20 protein-coding genes are annotated in these 15,908 nt (G+C 55.1%); 12 read left to right on the top strand and 8 right to left on the bottom strand.

The window, feature by feature from the left end:
• The first annotated feature begins 42 nt into the window (after nucleotides 1-42).
• The 11 genes from tal (at nucleotide 43) to yfaE (ending at nucleotide 7,682) form a co-directional block, all read left to right on the top strand.
• Nucleotides 43-1,068 (top strand): transaldolase, encoded by a 1,026-nt coding sequence (gene tal, locus A7P97_RS04160; RefSeq protein WP_067530510.1) that lies wholly within the window; start codon nucleotides 43-45, stop codon nucleotides 1,066-1,068.
• 108 nt (nucleotides 1,069-1,176) lie between these two features.
• The gene (locus A7P97_RS04155; protein ID WP_067530509.1) at nucleotides 1,177-1,632 is read left to right on the top strand and encodes a GNAT family N-acetyltransferase; all 456 of its coding nucleotides are present in this window, start codon (nucleotides 1,177-1,179) and stop codon (nucleotides 1,630-1,632) included.
• Between the two features lie 30 nt (nucleotides 1,633-1,662).
• Nucleotides 1,663-1,800 (top strand): hypothetical protein, encoded by a 138-nt coding sequence (locus A7P97_RS10060; RefSeq protein ID WP_156497479.1) that lies wholly within the window; start codon nucleotides 1,663-1,665, stop codon nucleotides 1,798-1,800.
• 14 nt (nucleotides 1,801-1,814) lie between these two features.
• Complete coding sequence (locus A7P97_RS04150) at nucleotides 1,815-2,543, top strand: YebC/PmpR family DNA-binding transcriptional regulator (protein WP_067530508.1); 729 nt, start codon at nucleotides 1,815-1,817, stop codon at nucleotides 2,541-2,543.
• 99 nt (nucleotides 2,544-2,642) lie between these two features.
• On the top strand, nucleotides 2,643-2,936 hold the full coding sequence (locus A7P97_RS04145) for a helix-hairpin-helix domain-containing protein (RefSeq protein ID WP_067530507.1): 294 nt from the start codon (nucleotides 2,643-2,645) through the stop codon (nucleotides 2,934-2,936).
• Between the two features lie 48 nt (nucleotides 2,937-2,984).
• Nucleotides 2,985-3,353 (top strand): DUF4180 domain-containing protein, encoded by a 369-nt coding sequence (locus A7P97_RS04140; protein ID WP_067530506.1) that lies wholly within the window; start codon nucleotides 2,985-2,987, stop codon nucleotides 3,351-3,353.
• Nucleotides 3,354-3,519: 166 nt separating this feature from the next.
• On the top strand, nucleotides 3,520-4,971 hold the full coding sequence (locus A7P97_RS04135; RefSeq protein WP_067530505.1) for an NAD-dependent succinate-semialdehyde dehydrogenase: 1,452 nt from the start codon (nucleotides 3,520-3,522) through the stop codon (nucleotides 4,969-4,971).
• 268 nt (nucleotides 4,972-5,239) lie between these two features.
• On the top strand, nucleotides 5,240-6,379 hold the full coding sequence (gene obgE / locus A7P97_RS04130) for a GTPase ObgE (protein ID WP_067530504.1): 1,140 nt from the start codon (nucleotides 5,240-5,242) through the stop codon (nucleotides 6,377-6,379).
• Nucleotides 6,380-6,409: 30 nt separating this feature from the next.
• Nucleotides 6,410-6,739: a hypothetical protein gene (locus tag A7P97_RS04125; protein WP_067525734.1), complete on the top strand. Its 330-nt coding sequence runs from the start codon at nucleotides 6,410-6,412 to the stop codon at nucleotides 6,737-6,739.
• 37 nt (nucleotides 6,740-6,776) lie between these two features.
• Complete coding sequence (locus A7P97_RS04120; protein ID WP_067530503.1) at nucleotides 6,777-7,259, top strand: copper resistance protein NlpE; 483 nt, start codon at nucleotides 6,777-6,779, stop codon at nucleotides 7,257-7,259.
• Nucleotides 7,260-7,376: 117 nt separating this feature from the next.
• Nucleotides 7,377-7,682, top strand: coding sequence for a class I ribonucleotide reductase maintenance protein YfaE (gene yfaE / locus A7P97_RS04115; RefSeq protein ID WP_067525730.1), 306 nt, complete (start codon nucleotides 7,377-7,379; stop codon nucleotides 7,680-7,682).
• Between the two features lie 303 nt (nucleotides 7,683-7,985).
• On the opposite strand, the gene A7P97_RS04110 is transcribed toward yfaE, so the two are convergent.
• The 7 genes from A7P97_RS04110 to A7P97_RS04080 all read right to left on the bottom strand — a co-directional run bounded on the left by A7P97_RS04110 (nucleotide 7,986) and on the right by A7P97_RS04080 (nucleotide 13,808).
• Nucleotides 7,986-8,996: an alpha/beta fold hydrolase gene (locus tag A7P97_RS04110; protein ID WP_067530502.1), complete on the bottom strand. Its 1,011-nt coding sequence runs from the start codon at nucleotides 8,994-8,996 to the stop codon at nucleotides 7,986-7,988.
• 27 nt (nucleotides 8,997-9,023) lie between these two features.
• Nucleotides 9,024-9,434 (bottom strand): cupin domain-containing protein, encoded by a 411-nt coding sequence (locus tag A7P97_RS04105; RefSeq protein WP_067530501.1) that lies wholly within the window; start codon nucleotides 9,432-9,434, stop codon nucleotides 9,024-9,026.
• Between the two features lie 10 nt (nucleotides 9,435-9,444).
• The gene (locus tag A7P97_RS04100) at nucleotides 9,445-10,011 is read right to left on the bottom strand and encodes a carboxymuconolactone decarboxylase family protein (RefSeq protein WP_082887593.1); all 567 of its coding nucleotides are present in this window, start codon (nucleotides 10,009-10,011) and stop codon (nucleotides 9,445-9,447) included.
• A gap of 51 nt (nucleotides 10,012-10,062) precedes the next feature.
• Nucleotides 10,063-11,253, bottom strand: coding sequence for a multidrug effflux MFS transporter (locus A7P97_RS04095; protein WP_067530499.1), 1,191 nt, complete (start codon nucleotides 11,251-11,253; stop codon nucleotides 10,063-10,065).
• Between the two features lie 179 nt (nucleotides 11,254-11,432).
• Nucleotides 11,433-12,257, bottom strand: coding sequence for an SDR family oxidoreductase (locus A7P97_RS04090; RefSeq protein ID WP_067530498.1), 825 nt, complete (start codon nucleotides 12,255-12,257; stop codon nucleotides 11,433-11,435).
• Between the two features lie 28 nt (nucleotides 12,258-12,285).
• A complete protein-coding gene (locus A7P97_RS04085) occupies nucleotides 12,286-12,834 on the bottom strand; it encodes a nuclear transport factor 2 family protein (RefSeq protein WP_067530497.1) in 549 nt (182 codons plus the stop codon).
• A 125-nt stretch (nucleotides 12,835-12,959) separates the two neighbouring features.
• On the bottom strand, nucleotides 12,960-13,808 hold the full coding sequence (locus A7P97_RS04080) for an aldo/keto reductase (RefSeq protein ID WP_067530496.1): 849 nt from the start codon (nucleotides 13,806-13,808) through the stop codon (nucleotides 12,960-12,962).
• A 129-nt stretch (nucleotides 13,809-13,937) separates the two neighbouring features.
• On the opposite strand from A7P97_RS04080, the gene A7P97_RS04075 reads away from it, so the two are divergent.
• On the top strand, nucleotides 13,938-14,828 hold the full coding sequence (locus A7P97_RS04075; RefSeq protein ID WP_067530495.1) for a LysR family transcriptional regulator: 891 nt from the start codon (nucleotides 13,938-13,940) through the stop codon (nucleotides 14,826-14,828).
• A 153-nt stretch (nucleotides 14,829-14,981) separates the two neighbouring features.
• Here A7P97_RS04075 and A7P97_RS04070 read toward each other — a convergent pair whose 3' ends face one another.
• Nucleotides 14,982-15,887: a LysR family transcriptional regulator gene (locus A7P97_RS04070; RefSeq protein WP_067530494.1), complete on the bottom strand. Its 906-nt coding sequence runs from the start codon at nucleotides 15,885-15,887 to the stop codon at nucleotides 14,982-14,984.
• Between the last annotated feature and the right edge of the window lie 21 nt (nucleotides 15,888-15,908).

The following is a 15,908-nucleotide window of genomic DNA, read 5'->3' as shown; positions in this document are numbered from 1 at the left end:
GGGTATTTTCCAAAATTTACACATTCAGCGGAGGCTCAAAATATGGCTATTTTGCAGGAAGTCAAACAGCTCGGCCAGCAAATTTGGCTCGACAACCTTTCCCGTTCGCTCGTGCGCTCCGGCACGTTGGCTAAGTTGCAGGAAAGCGGCGTGAGCGGGGTTACCTCCAATCCGGCCATCTTCCGCCAAGCGCTGGCCGGCGATGCATTATACACAGCCGAAATCGCTCAATTAAAGCAGCAGCCGCTTTCTGCCAAGGCGCGCTACGAAACCCTGGCTGTGGCCGACGTACAGGCCGCCTGCGATGTGTTTGCCGCACAGTTTGCGGCAGAAGGCAACGGCGGGCTGGTAAGCCTCGAATGCGACCCCACGCTCTCGCACGACACCGAAGGCACCATTGCCGAAGCGCACCGCCTGTGGAATCTGATCGGCCGCCCCAACGCCATAATTAAAATCCCAGCCACCGATGCCGGCCTCGCCGCCCTGCCCGCCTTGGTGGCCGACGGCATCAACATCAACCTCACCCTGTTGTTCTCCCGTGCCCAAACCGTGCGCGCCTACCAAGCCTATCAACAAGGCTTGGCGCAACGCGCCGGCCAGGCCACACCACAGCTGGTGGCCAGCTTTTTCATCTCCCGCATCGATACCGCGCTCGACCCTCAGCTGCCGCCGCACCTGCAAGGCAAAACCGCGCTGGCCCTGGCGCAGGCCTCCTATCAGGATTGGCAGAAATTCTTCAGCCAACCAAGCAGCGCCGTACCCACCGCCCGCCTGCTCTGGGCCAGCACCGGCGTGAAAAACTCCGCCTACCCCGACACCCTGTATGTGGACAACCTGATCGCCCCGCACACCGTCAACACCCTGCCCGATGCCGTGCTGCAAGCCTTTACCGACCATGGCCGCGCCGCCGATGCCCTTTCCCGCCCCGCCGTGCCCGCACAGCCGGTTCTGGACGAAATCGCCGCCCTCGGCATTAACCTCGAAGCCTTGGCCGCCAAGCTCCAGCAAGACGGCCTAGCCCAGTTTGAGCAGGCCTTTTCCCAAATGCTTGCCCCGCTGGCCGATTAGGCTAAAGGCTACCTGAAACCGCTATGCCATTTTTCAGGTAGCCTCCTACCTCTGTATAGGCGTATATTCACACACGAGATTTCCTTTAACTGTAACTAGGAGCAAAACATGAGTATCGTCATCCGTAAAGCCGTAGAAAGCGATGCCCCGCAGCTGTGGGAGCTGATGAAAGGCTTGGCCGTATTCGAAAAATATATCAACGACTTCGCTATTACCCCGGAAGTGGTGGTGAACAGCGGCTTCCGCAAAAATCCGCCCGATTTCTACAGCTTTGTGGCTACCGACGGCGACAAGCTGGTCGGCATGATTGTGTACTACTTCCTACCCTACACCCTGCATAACCGCCCTGCTGTATATATCAAAGAGCTGTATGTAGACGAAGCCTATCGCGGGCAGAACATCGGTGAAAAATTGATGCTCGTGCTAAAAGAGGAAGCCCAAAAGCACAACTGCGTGCAAATCAAATGGACGGTTGCCCCGTGGAACAAAGGCGGCCAGCGCTTCTATGCCCGCCTTGGCGCCAAGCAAGATAACGAATGGCTCAATTATGTGTGGAGCCTGTGATACCGCTTCCATCATACAAAACCGGTCTATATGGCCGGTTTGGTTTTTCAGGTAGTCTCCATTCCCAACAAAAGCTACCTGAAAACCATCCGCCCCTCCTCCCGCGCCACGCTGTTCAACACGCTACCTGAAAATGCTAAAATCACGCTTTGTCATCCCACCAGATAAACAAGGAAAGCAATATGGCCGGCCATAGCAAATGGGCGAATATCCAACACAAAAAAGCCCGCGTTGATGCCCAACGCGGCAAAATCTTCACCAAACTGATCAAAGAAATCACCGTAGCCGCCCGCCTCGGCGGCGGCGACCCCGCCTCCAACCCCCGCCTGCGCCTGGCCATGGACAAAGCCTGGGACGCCAACATGCCCAAAGACAACGTCCAACGCGCCATCGACAAAGGCACCGGCAACCTCGAAGGCGTGGAATACACCGAACTGCGCTACGAAGGCTACGGCATCGGCGGCGCCGCCCTGATGGTGGACTGCCTCACCGACAACAAAACCCGCACCGTGGCCGACGTGCGCCACGCCTTCAGCAAACACGGCGGCAACCTCGGCACCGACGGCTGCGTAGCCTTCAACTTCAAACACCAAGGCTACCTCCTGTTCGGCCCCGACACCGAAGAAGACGCCCTGATGGAAGCCGCCCTCGAAGCCGGCGCCGAAGACGTCGTTGCCCACGACGACGGCTCGTTTGAAGTCATCACCGCCCCCAACGACTGGGCCGGCATCAAAGCCGCCCTCGAAACCGCCGGCTTCAAAGCCGAGGATGGCGATGTAACCATGCGCGCCCAAAACGAAACCGTGCTCACCGGCGAAGATGCCGCCAAAATGCAGCGCCTGATCGACGCGCTCGAAGCACTGGACGACGTGCAGAACGTGTACACCTCCGCCGTGCTGGAACTGGAGTAAATAGGCAAAGGCTACCTGAAAGCTGGCAATCATTGCTTTCAGGTAGCCTCATACGCATCATGCCACCCGCAGGGTCTTACTACACCGAGAAGCCAAGCCATGCATCCGAGCAAAGTAAACCGTCAACTACTGCGCCACCTTACCGATCTGCCCAACGTCGGCCACGCTGTGGCTCAAGATTTGCAACTGCTCGGTATCCGCACCCCAGCAGAGCTCATCGGTCAAAATGCCTACGATTTATACGAACGCCTATGCAGCCACACCGGCAACCGGCACGACCCCTGTATGATCGATGTTTTCCTTTCCATCATCGACTTCATGCACGGCGGCCAGCCCAAACCTTGGTGGCACTACACCACTGAGCGCAAGGCATTCTTGAGCAAGGGAAAATAAGGCAGCAAATCCACCCCCTGATTTTCAGCCAGCCATAAGGGGCACACCATGAGCGATAAAATCGAAGAACGTTGCAGCAAGCTCATACTCGCGTGTTCAGCTGATGGCATAAAAATCCGTACGCCGGCTGATGCCGACGACTTAATCGGCCACGCCTTTCTTGGCGTGGAATTGGTTGCTCTGCCTGCAAAGCGCCTAGACGACAGCTTTTTCTCCCTACAAACCCGGCTGGCCGGCCACATCATGCAAAAATTTGCTACCTACTGGCTGCAACTGGCCATCATCGGCGACATCAGCCGGCATTTGGCCAACAGCCCCAGCCTGCAAGCCTTGGTGCAGGAAAGCAATGCTGGCCAACACATCTGGTTTCTGCCCGATATGACTGCGCTTGATGAACGTCTGCAAGCCATCAGATAAAGCCTAAACCTGCCTCCACCAAAAAACCAAACCAGCAAAATTTGGGCTGCTCAGGAATCAGCCTTAGCTACACCCACACATCAGCCTCTTTCATTGCAACCATGCTTTCAGGTAGCCTCAACAGCTGCCCTACCGATTTTGCACATAGCCTCTAAAGAGCCCTCCCATGACCCAGCCCAATCTCCCCGCCCTCCTACGCACCCGGTGCTACATCAACGGCCAATGGCTTGATGCCGACAGCGGCCGCACCATCGCCGTATCCAACCCCGCCACCGGCGAAACCATCGGCAGCGTGCCCGATATGGGCGCGGCGGAAGCCGAACGCGCCGTGGCCGCCGCCCAAGCCGCCCTGCCCGCCTGGCGCGCGCTCACGGCCAAACAACGCAGCCGAATCCTGCGCCGTTGGTTTGATTTGATGATGGAGGCGCAGGAAGACCTCGCCACCCTGCTCACGCTGGAGCAAGGCAAGCCGCTGGCCGAGGCACGCGGCGAAATTGCCTACGGCGCGTCCTACATCGAATGGTATGCCGAAGAAGCCAAACGCGTGTACGGCGACACCATCCCCGGCCCCGCGCCCGACAAGCGTATTGTGGTGCTCAAGCAGCCCGTCGGCGTGTGCGCCGCGATTACGCCGTGGAACTTCCCCAACGCCATGATCACGCGCAAAGCCGCGCCCGCGCTGGCCGCCGGCTGCACCTTCGTCATCCGCCCCGCCTCGCAAACGCCGTTTTCCGCGCTGGCCATTGCCGCCTTGGCCGAACGTGCCGGTATTCCGGCGGGCGTGTTCAACGTGATCACCGGCTCGTCGCGCGAAATCGGCCGCGTGCTCACCGAAAGCGATGTGGTGAAAAAATTCAGCTTCACCGGCTCCACCGCCGTCGGCCGACAGCTACAGGCGCAATGCGCCTCCACCATCAAAAAAACCTCGATGGAGCTGGGCGGCAACGCGCCGTTTATCGTGTTCGACGATGCCGACATCGATGCCGCCGTCTCCGGCGCGATTGCCTGCAAATTCCGCAACGCCGGCCAAACCTGCGTATGCGCCAACCGCATCTATGTGCAAAGCGGCGTGTATGACGAATTTGTCCGCAAATTCGCCCAAGCGGCAGGCTACCTGAAAGTGGGCAACGGCTTGGAAAGCGGCACGGAATGCGGCCCGCTGATTGATGAGACCGCGCTGGCCAAAGTGGAAGAACACCTGGCCGACGCGCTCGCCCATGGTGGCGAAGTAGTTGCCGGCGGCGCGCGCCACCCGGCAGGCAAGCTCTTCTTCCAGCCCACCGTTATCCGCCACGCCCATGCCGGCATGAAAGTGGCGCGCGAAGAAACCTTCGGCCAGCTCGCCCCCGTGTTCCGTTTCGAGAACGAAGCAGACGTGTTGCAACAGGCCAACGCCACCGAATACGGTCTGGCCGCCTATTGCTACACCCGCAGCCTCGGCACGGCCACGCGCATGATGGAAGGCTTGGAATACGGCATGGTCGGCATCAACACCGGCGTGATTTCCAACGAAGCCGCCCCCTTCGGCGGCGTGAAGCAATCAGGCATCGGCCGCGAAGGCGGCAAATACGGGCTGGAAGAATATTTGGAAACCAAATACGTGATGCTGTCGGTTTAAGCAGCAGGCTACCTGAAAGCATCCGCTGCAACGCAGTGAAACGTTAATTGGCGCAGCCAAGACTCGGTTTCTGCAAAACGAAAATATGGCACAATTTTTCAGGTAGCCTTTGCGCCAGTCCTTTATAATGTGCATATTTGCACACGGCGGGCTAAAGCAAAATCCGGCACAGCCATACCCATTCCGGCCGCAAGCATCATCCCAAACCAAATAACGAATTAAGATTTTCAGGTAGTCCCAAGAGGCTACCTGAAAACGGAAAGCGCAAATGAAATTTATCGACGAAGCCAAAATCGAAGTCGCCGCCGGGCGCGGCGGCAACGGCGCAGTCAGCTTTCGCCGCGAAAAATACGTTCCGCGCGGCGGCCCCGATGGCGGCGACGGCGGGCGCGGCGGCAGCGTGTTCGCCGTGGCCAGCGAAAACGTAAACACACTGGTGGAATACCGTTTTGTGAAACGTTATCAGGCCAAAAACGGCGAAAGAGGCCACGGCTCCGACCGCTACGGCGCCGGCGCCGGCGATATCGAGCTGCAAATGCCCGTAGGCACACTAATCCGAGATGCCGACACCGGCGAAATCGTGGCCGACCTCACGCGGCACGGCCAGCGCGTTTGCCTGGCGCGCGGCGGCAAAGGCGGCTTGGGCAACATCCATTTCAAGTCCTCGGTAAACCGTGCGCCCAAACAGGCCACGCCCGGCGAACCCGGCGAGGCGCGCCGATTGCTGTTGGAGTTGAAAGTGTTGGCCGACGTCGGCCTGTTGGGCATGCCCAATGCCGGCAAATCCACCCTAATCCGCGCCGTGTCTGCCGCCCGCCCCAAAGTGGCCGACTATCCCTTCACCACGCTGCACCCCAATCTGGGCGTGGTGCGCGTGGACGAAAGCCAAAGCTTTGTGATGGCCGACATCCCCGGCCTGATTGAAGGCGCGGCCGAAGGCGCCGGACTGGGACACCGCTTTTTGAAACACCTTTCGCGTACCGGCCTCTTGCTGCACGTGGTAGACTTAGCCCCGTTCGACGAAGCCGTCAGCCCCGGCGCCGAAGCGCTGGCCATCATCAACGAACTGAAAAAATACGACGACGAACTGTTCGACAAACCACGCTGGCTGGTGCTGAACAAACTGGACATGCTCACGCCGGAAGAGGCTGCCGAACGCAAAGCCGAATTCCTCGAAGCCGTCGGTTGGGATTACCCCGCCCCCGGCGAGCCTGGCTTCAATTGGCAAACCCCGCGCCTATTTGAAATCAGCGCACTCGCCCATCAGGGCACGCAGGAGTTGGTGCGGCAAATCGGGCAGTATTTGGCCGAGAAGAAACAACTGGTCGCAGCAGAGGCTGAAACTGATACACCTCTGGAAACACCTATTACTACTGATATGTCGATTTTTAAAGCAGAATTAAGTTAATAAAATCAACTCATTTAAGGAGATATTTCTATGGACATTGGAAAACTCGTTAGCTGGCTCATCGTCGGGGCTATCGCCTACGGCGGCTACAATTACCTAAGTACCGGCGATATAACTATCACGCCCCCACCGCAGCAAACTGTCCTAAAACTGGCTAATGAGGCCAACCGCAACCTGCCTAAAGGCAGCCATTTAGCCACGGGCAAATCCTGCACCCGTACCGGTGGCGGTAAAGTTAAACGTGGAATTTATACATGTGAAATCAAAGTATTTACCGGCCTCTCTTCCTACGAAGACGCCAAAAACAGTTACAACATTCTCATTACCAAACGCGACGGCCGTTGGCAACTTACCCGTTAGTTCGTCACAATGCCAAACCATCGAGAAAGGATTTAAGATGCAAACAAGATCCGCCCTCCCCCTTATCCTCCTGCTGGCCGCCTGTGCCCCGCAAGACAATGCCACACCGGGCTCCACCCTGGCGGCTGCTTCCACTGTTGCTGCCTCACAGCCTGCTGCTGAGCCTGCCGCATCAGCTGCTTCCACTGCTGCACAACCTGCTGCCCAATGGAGTGGCCGCTACTATGGCGTGCTGCCCTGCGCCTCTTGCGAAGGCATCGAAACCACCTTGATATTGCAAGAAGACGGCAGCTACCTACTCACCGAAACCTATAAGCAGCGCCAGCCGTTTACTGAAAAAACCGATGGTCGCTTCACTTGGCGCAAGCCGCAAGAAGTATTCCAGCTCGACAAAGCCGGCGGCGAGCGGCTCTACCAAATCGGCAACGGCCAGATTTGGGCGCTGGATGCCGACGGTAAACAAGTGGAAGGCGAACTGGCCAACCTCTACATCTTGAAGCAGACCGTCAGTCAGCTTTAACCCCAAAAGAAATCTGGCCTTGGCCAGGCCAAACAATTTCAGGTAGCCTTTATGCCTGCCCGCGCATAAGAAAGGCTACCTGAAATTTTCACTGCACCAAACCAAACACCGCACGCCATGCCCCAGATTACCACCCACAGCACCCGCTTCACCATGCAGGAAGGCGAAACCCTGCTCGAAGCCTTGGAGCGCACCGGCCACGAAATCGAATACCAATGCCGCAGCGGCTATTGCGGCTCCTGCCGCGTCAAACTCCTATCCGGCAGCGTTGCATACCGAGAAAGCCCGCTGGCCATGCTTCTGCCCAACGAAATCCTCACCTGCTGCTGCATGGTGAAAGAAGACATCCGCATCGACTGCCGACAACGGCAAGCCGAACCGGATTTATTCGACCGAGACCTGTTTGCCGAAAACAGCAAATAACCGGCAATTTCTCTACAGCAAAAGGCTACCTGAAAACCCAAACCAAACCCGCCGCCTGCTTCTATTCGGGAACAGGCGGCGGATTGTTGTCATCAACTTACCGTTTAAAATGGTTGTTTCTATATAATATAAACTGCAAAAATAAAATTACAATATTTCCAATATATTATAGACTAAAATTAAAATAATTATTTGCAATACGTAAAAATAGTACACGCAATCGGATAATAATAGCCCTATATTTTACAAAATTAGTACAGGATTTGTATTAATTGCTTTCAAGAGCTAACCCTTTATTTGCTCTTATTTCAATCCTTTTTCCACCAACCAGTTTTCCAGCACATCAGCGATTTCCACGTTATTTGCTTCGGCAAAGGCGAAATGGCTGTTGCCGCGTATGCCGATGTCGGGCAGGCGCACAACGCTGGCATCGCCGCCGTGGCGGTTGACGCAGTCAGCGAAAGCTTGCGCCATATGGATGCGCTCAATCCACCGCTGTGATGCCCAGTGCGGGTTGTCTGCCGAGATGTAATCGCCGTAGTAGATGACGATGGGCATTTGGGTCAGCAGGGCGAAACGTTCGGCACTGATAGGCTGCGAGAGTGAAATGTTGGCGGCGTCGTTAGCGGGCGTGGCGACGCTCGGCATGTCGTTTTCGGGGAAAACAAACTCGGTGCCGGGTTCGTAGGAAACCATGGCTTTCACTTTTTCAGGATTTTTCAGCACGGTCTGCCAGCCCGGGCCGCCGCCTTGTGAGTGGGTAATCAGCACGCCTTCGCCAATGCGGTCGAATACGGCGGCAACGGCATCGGACACCACGTCCAAATCATACGCGCCGGTATTGGGCGTGATTTGGCGCAAAAACTGGTTCAGGCTGGCAGCATCTTTGGGGAACTGTCCGTCTGCAAACAGGTTCGGGAAGATGCCCATGCGAAAGTTTTCAAACCAGAACTGGTCGTTGGGCAACACGGGGGCGTTGTCGGCGATGGTGCTGTTGCCCGCGCGTCCGCGTCGGGGCTGGTCTAAAAGATAAGTGGCAAAACCGCGCCGCAGAAATAGCGTGCCGAAGCCTTCGCGCCCGTCGGGTGTGGATTCCCAGGTTTTGCCCGATTGTCCTGCGCCGTGCAGGAAAACGAGCGGCAGGCGGCGGGCGTTTACGGGAATTTGGTAGGAAACGTAGGCATGGTCGCCGTGAAAGGTTTGTCCTGCGTGGCTCATCGGGTTTTCGGTGCTGTATGCGCCGTCTGCCTGAATTACTGTGCCGCCCACGAAAAAGCTGCCTTGTTCGGCGAGGGTGAGGGGTTGTTTTGTCATGATTTCTCCTTATTGGACAAGTGAAAGTTAAGCGTCAAGGGCGGTGTATTGCGCATCATCAACGGGCTCGCACCATTCGTTGCTTGCGCCTTCTTTCGGCACGGTAACGGAAATGTGTGAAAACCATTGGTCTTTGACGGCGCCATGCCAATGTTTGACTTCGGGCGGAATATCCACCACATCGCCCGCTCGCAGACGGCGTGCCGGTTTGCCGGCTTCCTGATACCAGCCTTCGCCCGCCGTGCAAATCAGAATTTGACCTGCGCCGTGGTGGATATGCCAATGGTTGCGGCAGCCCGGCTCGAAAGTGACGTTGACTACCGCCGCATCGCGAACGGCAAGCGGGGCAAGATAGCTGGTGCCGGTAAAAAATTGGGCGTAAGCGGTATTTATTTCACCAGTAGGGAAAGGTTGTTTGAAATCTTCGGGATGGGACACGGTTTTCTCCTTATGGTTTGGCAATTTGCTGAATTTCCAAAACGGCTTCGTCGTCCAGACCGATGTTTTTGGCGATGGCGATATGCGAAGCCAACTGGTTTGCCACGCCGTCAAGGTTGTTTAGGGCGGCGATGGTTACGGTTTCGCGTTCTTGGTGCGTCAGGCGGTCGTCTGAAAAGATGTCGCCAAAGAGATGGGCAGTCAGGTAGTAATCGCTGCGCGGGGCAAAGGCGGCAAGCGCGCCGCCAACGCGGTGTCCGACCAATTTTTCACGCAACATGCGTCCGCGCTCTGCCATATCGCCTGCGGGTAGCGGGGAGGGCGGATTGCCTTCTTGTACGGACTTGCCTGCTTTTTTACGCTCTTCCACGACATTCATCAGCGTGGTCAGGGCGTTTAAGCTGCGCGGGAAACCGCAATAGGCGTAAAGCTGCTCCAACGCGCTTTGAACCTGCTGGACGGTCAAGCCATCCGCAGCGAATGCCGCGTGCAAATGACGAGCAAGTGCGTCTTGATCACCGCGTGCGCTAGCAGCGGCAAGGGCGGCGAGATGCTGTTGGGTTTTCGTTAAAGACATGATGGTTCTCCTTGTAAATCTCTCGTTAAAAATACGCGGTTTACGACTCTTTTATTCGCCGCTCTCCGGCTTTTTTGCCCACTGCCACACCGCCATCACCGCACTCAGCCCGACAAATAAAACAATAATCCAGGCCATGGTAAACGGCGTGCCGCTGGAAAATGCCGCCAATAAAAGTGAGGAAACGATGCCGCTGCCGTATTGCAGTGAACCGAGTAAGGCAGCGGCAGAGCCTGCGATTTGGTTCGGCACGGCGGCAAGGGCGGCGGCGTTGGCGCAGGCGGCGATGATGGCGTTCATGCTAAACATCACGAACAGCGGCGCAACCACGCCCCAAATCCCGCCGATGTTTGCCCATACGAGCGCGAACAATACGGCGGAAGCGGTAAAGGCAATCAGGCTGGCAACCACCAATAATTTGGACAAAGCAAAGCGGGATACCAATTTTCGGTTGAGAAAGCTCAAGCCCACAATGCCAATGATGTTGATGCCGAACAAAAAACCGTAGTTTTGTTCCGCGACACCGAAATAATCAATGTAAACAAAAGGCGATCCGGTGATAAAGGCATAAGCGGCAACGTAGAAAAAGGTCACGCTTAGGGTGTAGCGCATAAATGTGCCGTTGGTGAACAGAGTGCGGTAATTTTTAAAGGCGTTCCACACTGAGCCGCTTGCCCGCTTTTCCGTCGGCAGTGTTTCGGGCAGTTTAAAAATGGCGGTAAACATCAACACGCCAATCATCGCCAACAGCCAGAAAATCCAATGCCACGAAGCCACTTTCAGCAAACCGCCGCCGATAAACGGCCCGGCAATCGGTGCAATCGCCATGATGATGGTAAGCGTGGAGAGCATTTGCGCCGCTTGGCTTTGGGCGAAGCTGTCGCGAATCATCGCACGGCTCAACATCGGCCCGACGCATGCGCCTACTGCCTGAAAAATGCGCCAAAAAACGACCGTACTCATGGATTCAGACAATGCACAACCCACAGAACCAATCACGAACAGCACCATGCCGATAAACAGTGGCAGCTTGCGCCCGATACGGTCGCTAATCGGCCCCCAAATCAGTTGGGCGATGGCAAACCCGGTCAAAAAGCCCGTAATGGTCAGCTCCGCATTGCCGCCCAGTTGCTTTTCCATCGTCGGCATGGCGGGCAGATAAATATCGGTAGAAAGCGAGGTGAACGCCATCAGCGCGCTTAAAACCAATAAAAAATAAAGGGAACGTTTGTGCGTTGTCATTATTGCTCCTGAGGTCGTTTGGAAAAGTTTTGAACGAAAGAGGCGGGCAAATGCCCGCCCTTTGCATTTGGCGACAGTCCTATTTGCACCGCTTCGGGCAGGTGCAGGCTGCTTTTACGGTTTCAGACGACCTAAAGATAAGGCGGATAAAAACCGCCTTTAATTTTTCTCTTTGCCGGCTATTTCTGTTCCAAATCTTCCCACCAATATTTCGCCGTGGCACCGCCGTCAATCAGAAAATCGCTGCCGGTGATATACGCACCGCGTTCGGACATCATCAATTCGGCGAGGTTGGCGATTTCGTCCGGCGCGCCGCCGCGTCCGACAGGAAGTTCTGAAAGCATTTTCTGATAGAAATCTTTGCGCTCGCCGTTGAGTTCGTCATTGGCAAGCGGCGTATAGATGATGCCTGCGCTGATGCAGTTCACGCGTGCGCCGCGCTTGCCCCATCGCACCGCTTCCGCCTGCACGCGTAAGGCGTTGCCGCGTTTGGAAAGCTGATAGGCGCGCAGGCTGTCGTCCACTTCTTTAATAAACGGCAAATCAAGCAATTTTTCAGACGGCGTTAAAGCCAGCGCGCGGTTTTGCTCTAAAGTCAAAGGCTCCAAACGATGGGAGGACTGCGAGCCAATCATCACCGCCGAACCGCCTTCGGCAATCACTTTGCCAAACTCTTCCAACAACACCGCCGTGCCGTATAAATCCACCTTAAACAATAATTGCGCGGACGCTTGCGAAGGCGATACGCCTGCGGTGTTGATGACGCCTTTCACCGCCCCAAGTGCGGTAGAAAATCCGACCGTTTTTTGAATGCCTTCACGGCTGGACACATCGCATTCCACGGTATGCACGGAAAAGCCCGCGTTGCGCAATTCCGCTGCCTGTTTTTCGGCGTTTTCAAGGTGTAAATCCGCCAGTACCAATTCTTTACCTACGGCCACACGGCGGGCAATGGCAACGCCGATCGCACCCGAGCCGACTAATACGATGACTTCTTTTTTCATGTTGTACTCCTTCTTCGGTTGATATTTGTTAGTTGAGTCCGGCTTCACTCTGCTGGCTGAACATAAAATTGGATTTGCGGCTTTCAATCAGCCAACGACCGTTTTGTTTCACATACACGTCTTCGTAACGCACACCACGCCGCAGGGCGATGTCTTTGCCGTTTTCACTTTTAATCAAGGTAACGTCGCAATAGCTGATGCCCGTGGCGCGGGTCGGACTTTGAAAGCTGACGGTCTGCTGTCCGTTTAAGTGGTAAACGGTGTGAAACTGCGCCAGATAACCGCTGAATGCTTTGTTCAAAGCGTCCCGTCCGACGATTGGCGGATTGGCTTTGCCGTTTTCCAAACTCTGCACGCTGGCGTTTTCGGTGAACAGCAGCACTTGTTCATCAATGCGTTTTTCATCGGCAAGATTGGAAAAGGTGTCCACCAACTCTTTTAAGGCAATGCGGTCGCTGATTTCGGTGGCGGACATGGGTTCGGTGCGGACGGGGCGAACGTCTTGCACAGGCGCGGCATAAGCGGTTGCTGTGCCGACTGCCAGTGCAGCGGCGGTGAGGATGTGGTTGAATTTCATAAAAATCCCCTTGTTTGGTTTGGAGGGCAGCCTGAAAAAGTGCAGGCTGCTTTTTAGCTTGGCAGAAACTCCGCTTTTTTCGGAAGCACCGTTTTAACGTCGTGGAAGCTACGCTTTCAAGTAGCCTACCGCCCCGTTTTCCAAGCGGCGATACGTTTCAAATTATCCACCGTGTCGTGATTGATGATGGCGGCGAACGTACCGTCCAGCTTGGCGATTTCGGCTTTGTCTTCATCGCTGAGCGCAAAATCAAAGATGTGTAGGTTCTCCGCCATGCGTTCGGGTTTGGTGGATTTCGCCAATACCACGATGTCGCGCTCAATCAACCAGCGGGTAATTACTTGCGCCACAGATTTGCCGTATTTCGTGCCGATTTTGCTTAACACGGGATTGTGGAAAATATCGTTTTTACCTTCGGCAAACGGCGCCCATGCTTCCACGGCGATGCCTTCGGCCTGCAAGGCAGCGACTTCGTCGTTTTTTTGTTGGAACGGATTGATTTCAATCTGATTGGCTTGCGGCATGACCTTATTGAACAGCCCCAAATCCACCGCGCGCACGGGCGAAAAATTGCTCACACCGATGGCGCGGATTTTGCCGGCCGCCTGATATTCTTCCAGCGCGCGCCATGTGCCGTAGCTGTCGCTGTAAGGCTGGTGAATCAGCACCATATCGATGTAATCCAAATTCAGACGACCCAATGAACGATCCAGCGACGCTTTGGCGGCTTCATAGCCGAAATTTTCCACCCAAATTTTGGTGGTAACGAACAATTCTTCGCGCGCCACGCCGCTGTTTTTAATGCCCAAACCCACTTCGGTTTCATTCATATAAGCCTGCGCAGTGTCGATATGGCGGTAGCCTGCTTTAATCGCTTCCGCCACGGCCTGTTCGGTTTCTGCGGGCGGAATCTGGAAGACACCGAAGCCGAGGACGGGGATTTGTACGCCGTTGTTTAATGCGATGTTTTGCATGATGTCGCCTCCTGTTTGTTCTCATGAAAGTGTAGCCATTTTAGTCCGTGTTTTTATTGAGATAAATCGGGTTTGGTTTTATGATGCAGTGAATTAAATTCACTAATCAACCAAAAACAGGGCGGGAAAATGCAGAACTTTAACGAGCTGAATTATTTTTTAACGCTGGCACAAACGCAGAGTTTTGTGAAAGCGGGGCAGCTTTTGGGGATTTCTTCTTCGGCGTTGAGTCATAGCATGAAAAATTTGGAAACACGGCTAAACCTGCGCCTGCTCAACCGCACGACGCGCAATGTGTCGCTGACCGAAGCCGGGCAGCAGCTTTTTGAGCAGCTTTCCCCGCTTTATCAAGCGATTAACAATGAAGTTGATGCGTTGAACGATTTTTTGGACACTCCGTCAGGCTTAATCCGCATCAATGCCCCTGCGGTAGTGGCGGAAGCGGTGTTGTACCCGAAATTAATGCCGATTTTGAACCAATACCCGGAAATCCGTTTGGAAATCGTGGTGGACAACTGCTTGGCGGACATTGTGAAAAAAGGGTTTGATATGGGCGTGCGGCTGGGCAACGATGTGGCGAAAGAGATGATTGCCGTGCCGATTTCTGAGCCGCTCAAAATGGCGTTGGTCGCCTCGCCAGATTATCTGGCGCAACACGGTTCGCCGAAAAATATTGACGATTTGCACCGGCACCGCCTTATCGGCGCGAAGCTCTCCGCGGAACACGGCGCAGAAATGCAGTGGGAATTCAAAGACAAAAAAAGGCGGATGACGTTCACGCCCAAATCGCAGTTTTCCATCAACAACCATCTGCGCCTGCAAGCCGTTTCAGACGACCTCGGCATTGCGTGGGTGGCACATATGATTGTGGCGGATGCAATCCATTCGGGTCAGCTAGTCGAGTTACTTCCTGAATATGCGATGACTTACGATCCGCTTTACCTCTATTACCCCAGCCGCCGCAGGCATTCCAATGTGTTTAAGCTGATTGTGGATGCGCTGCGGGTGGAGGTCGTCTGAAAATACAGCTTCAACGAAATTTCTGTGAGAAAGCTGAGTTTCCACGAAGCTGAAACACAAAAAGCAGCCTGCACTTCCATCAACAAAGTGTAGGCTGCTTTTGAAATTTAGCTTTGCCGCTTCCCGCCTCGTCCGTTTTCAGGCTACCCGGCTTCAACGGTATTGCGCCGTTTTCTCCAGCAAAAACTCAATCACCGCCTGCACCTTTTTCGTCCGCTGGCTGTGTTGCAGATAATAAAGATACAACGGCGGATACTGCCGCCAATACTTTTGCAGCACGGGCACAAAATCCGTGCGGTCGGGCTGTTGCTGCATATTGGGGGTAAACGCCCGCCCAATACCCAAGCCTTGGCGGGTGGCATCCAATAAGATTTCAGGGTCGTTGCAGATAAGTGGCGTATCCATTTCCACTGTGGTTTCCTGCCCGTTTTGCGCAATCACCAGCGGCTCGATTTTGTTGGACGAGATAAAGCGGTAGCCGATGAGTTTATGGGCGGGCAAATCCTTGGGCGTTTTCGGCGTGCCGTGTTGCGCGGTGTAGCTTTGGCTGACGTACAGCCCTTCTTGCGTACCGTTCAGCAGCTTACGTGCAACCATGCCTTCATCCAAACGGTTGCCGAAGCGAATCCCCAAATCGATACCATCCTCAATCAGGTGCGAAAGCCCGTCATTCAGAGAAATTTCCAGTTGAATTTGCGGATAGCGTTGGTGAAATTCCGCCAAATGCGGGCTCAAAACAAGCTGATACATTACCCGTGCCATGGTAATCCGCACTGTTCCGCTCACCTGTCCGCCAAAATTCCGCACTTCCTCAAAAGCCTGATGTAGCGTTGCCATGGCTTGTTCGGTACGTTCCAAAAGCTGCCTGCCGGCATCAGTGAGCTGGATATTGCGCGTGGTACGGTGAAACAGCGGCACGCCGATTTTCTGCTCCAATAACTTTAATGCTTGGCTCGCCGAAGGTACGGCGATTTCCAGTTTGCGCGCTGCCGCCGAAATGCTGCCTTCTTGCGCGATGGTTTGGAAAACCTTGAGCTGGCCGTAGAATGAATTGTCCATCGTTAGATTATGCCTAATAGT

It is taken from the genome of Eikenella sp. NML070372 (assembly GCF_001648415.1).
Lineage (GTDB): Bacteria > Pseudomonadota > Gammaproteobacteria > Burkholderiales > Neisseriaceae > Eikenella > Eikenella exigua.
Note: the sequence above shows the minus strand (reverse complement) of the source record. Positions and strands in the feature narration are given on the sequence as shown.

Bases quoted from the DNA above. Each gene is read 5' to 3' on its own strand.
- A7P97_RS04155 (WP_067530509.1), top strand. From the start codon at position 1,177: ATGAGTATCGTCATCCGTAAAGCCGTAGAAAGCGATGCCCCGCAGCTG.
- tal (WP_067530510.1), top strand. From the start codon at position 43: ATGGCTATTTTGCAGGAAGTCAAACAGCTCGGCCAGCAAATTTGGCTC.
- A7P97_RS04070 (WP_067530494.1), bottom strand. From the start codon at position 15,887: ATGGACAATTCATTCTACGGCCAGCTCAAGGTTTTCCAAACCATCGCG.
- yfaE (WP_067525730.1), top strand. From the start codon at position 7,377: ATGCCCCAGATTACCACCCACAGCACCCGCTTCACCATGCAGGAAGGC.
- A7P97_RS04135 (WP_067530505.1), top strand. From the start codon at position 3,520: ATGACCCAGCCCAATCTCCCCGCCCTCCTACGCACCCGGTGCTACATC.
- A7P97_RS04150 (WP_067530508.1), top strand. From the start codon at position 1,815: ATGGCCGGCCATAGCAAATGGGCGAATATCCAACACAAAAAAGCCCGC.
- A7P97_RS04110 (WP_067530502.1), bottom strand. From the start codon at position 8,996: ATGACAAAACAACCCCTCACCCTCGCCGAACAAGGCAGCTTTTTCGTG.
- A7P97_RS04090 (WP_067530498.1), bottom strand. From the start codon at position 12,257: ATGAAAAAAGAAGTCATCGTATTAGTCGGCTCGGGTGCGATCGGCGTT.
- A7P97_RS04075 (WP_067530495.1), top strand. From the start codon at position 13,938: ATGCAGAACTTTAACGAGCTGAATTATTTTTTAACGCTGGCACAAACG.
- A7P97_RS04120 (WP_067530503.1), top strand. From the start codon at position 6,777: ATGCAAACAAGATCCGCCCTCCCCCTTATCCTCCTGCTGGCCGCCTGT.
- A7P97_RS10060 (WP_156497479.1), top strand. From the start codon at position 1,663: ATGGCCGGTTTGGTTTTTCAGGTAGTCTCCATTCCCAACAAAAGCTAC.
- A7P97_RS04095 (WP_067530499.1), bottom strand. From the start codon at position 11,253: ATGACAACGCACAAACGTTCCCTTTATTTTTTATTGGTTTTAAGCGCG.
- A7P97_RS04080 (WP_067530496.1), bottom strand. From the start codon at position 13,808: ATGCAAAACATCGCATTAAACAACGGCGTACAAATCCCCGTCCTCGGC.
- A7P97_RS04100 (WP_082887593.1), bottom strand. From the start codon at position 10,011: ATGTCTTTAACGAAAACCCAACAGCATCTCGCCGCCCTTGCCGCTGCT.
- A7P97_RS04145 (WP_067530507.1), top strand. From the start codon at position 2,643: ATGCATCCGAGCAAAGTAAACCGTCAACTACTGCGCCACCTTACCGAT.
- obgE (WP_067530504.1), top strand. From the start codon at position 5,240: ATGAAATTTATCGACGAAGCCAAAATCGAAGTCGCCGCCGGGCGCGGC.
- A7P97_RS04140 (WP_067530506.1), top strand. From the start codon at position 2,985: ATGAGCGATAAAATCGAAGAACGTTGCAGCAAGCTCATACTCGCGTGT.
- A7P97_RS04085 (WP_067530497.1), bottom strand. From the start codon at position 12,834: ATGAAATTCAACCACATCCTCACCGCCGCTGCACTGGCAGTCGGCACA.
- A7P97_RS04125 (WP_067525734.1), top strand. From the start codon at position 6,410: ATGGACATTGGAAAACTCGTTAGCTGGCTCATCGTCGGGGCTATCGCC.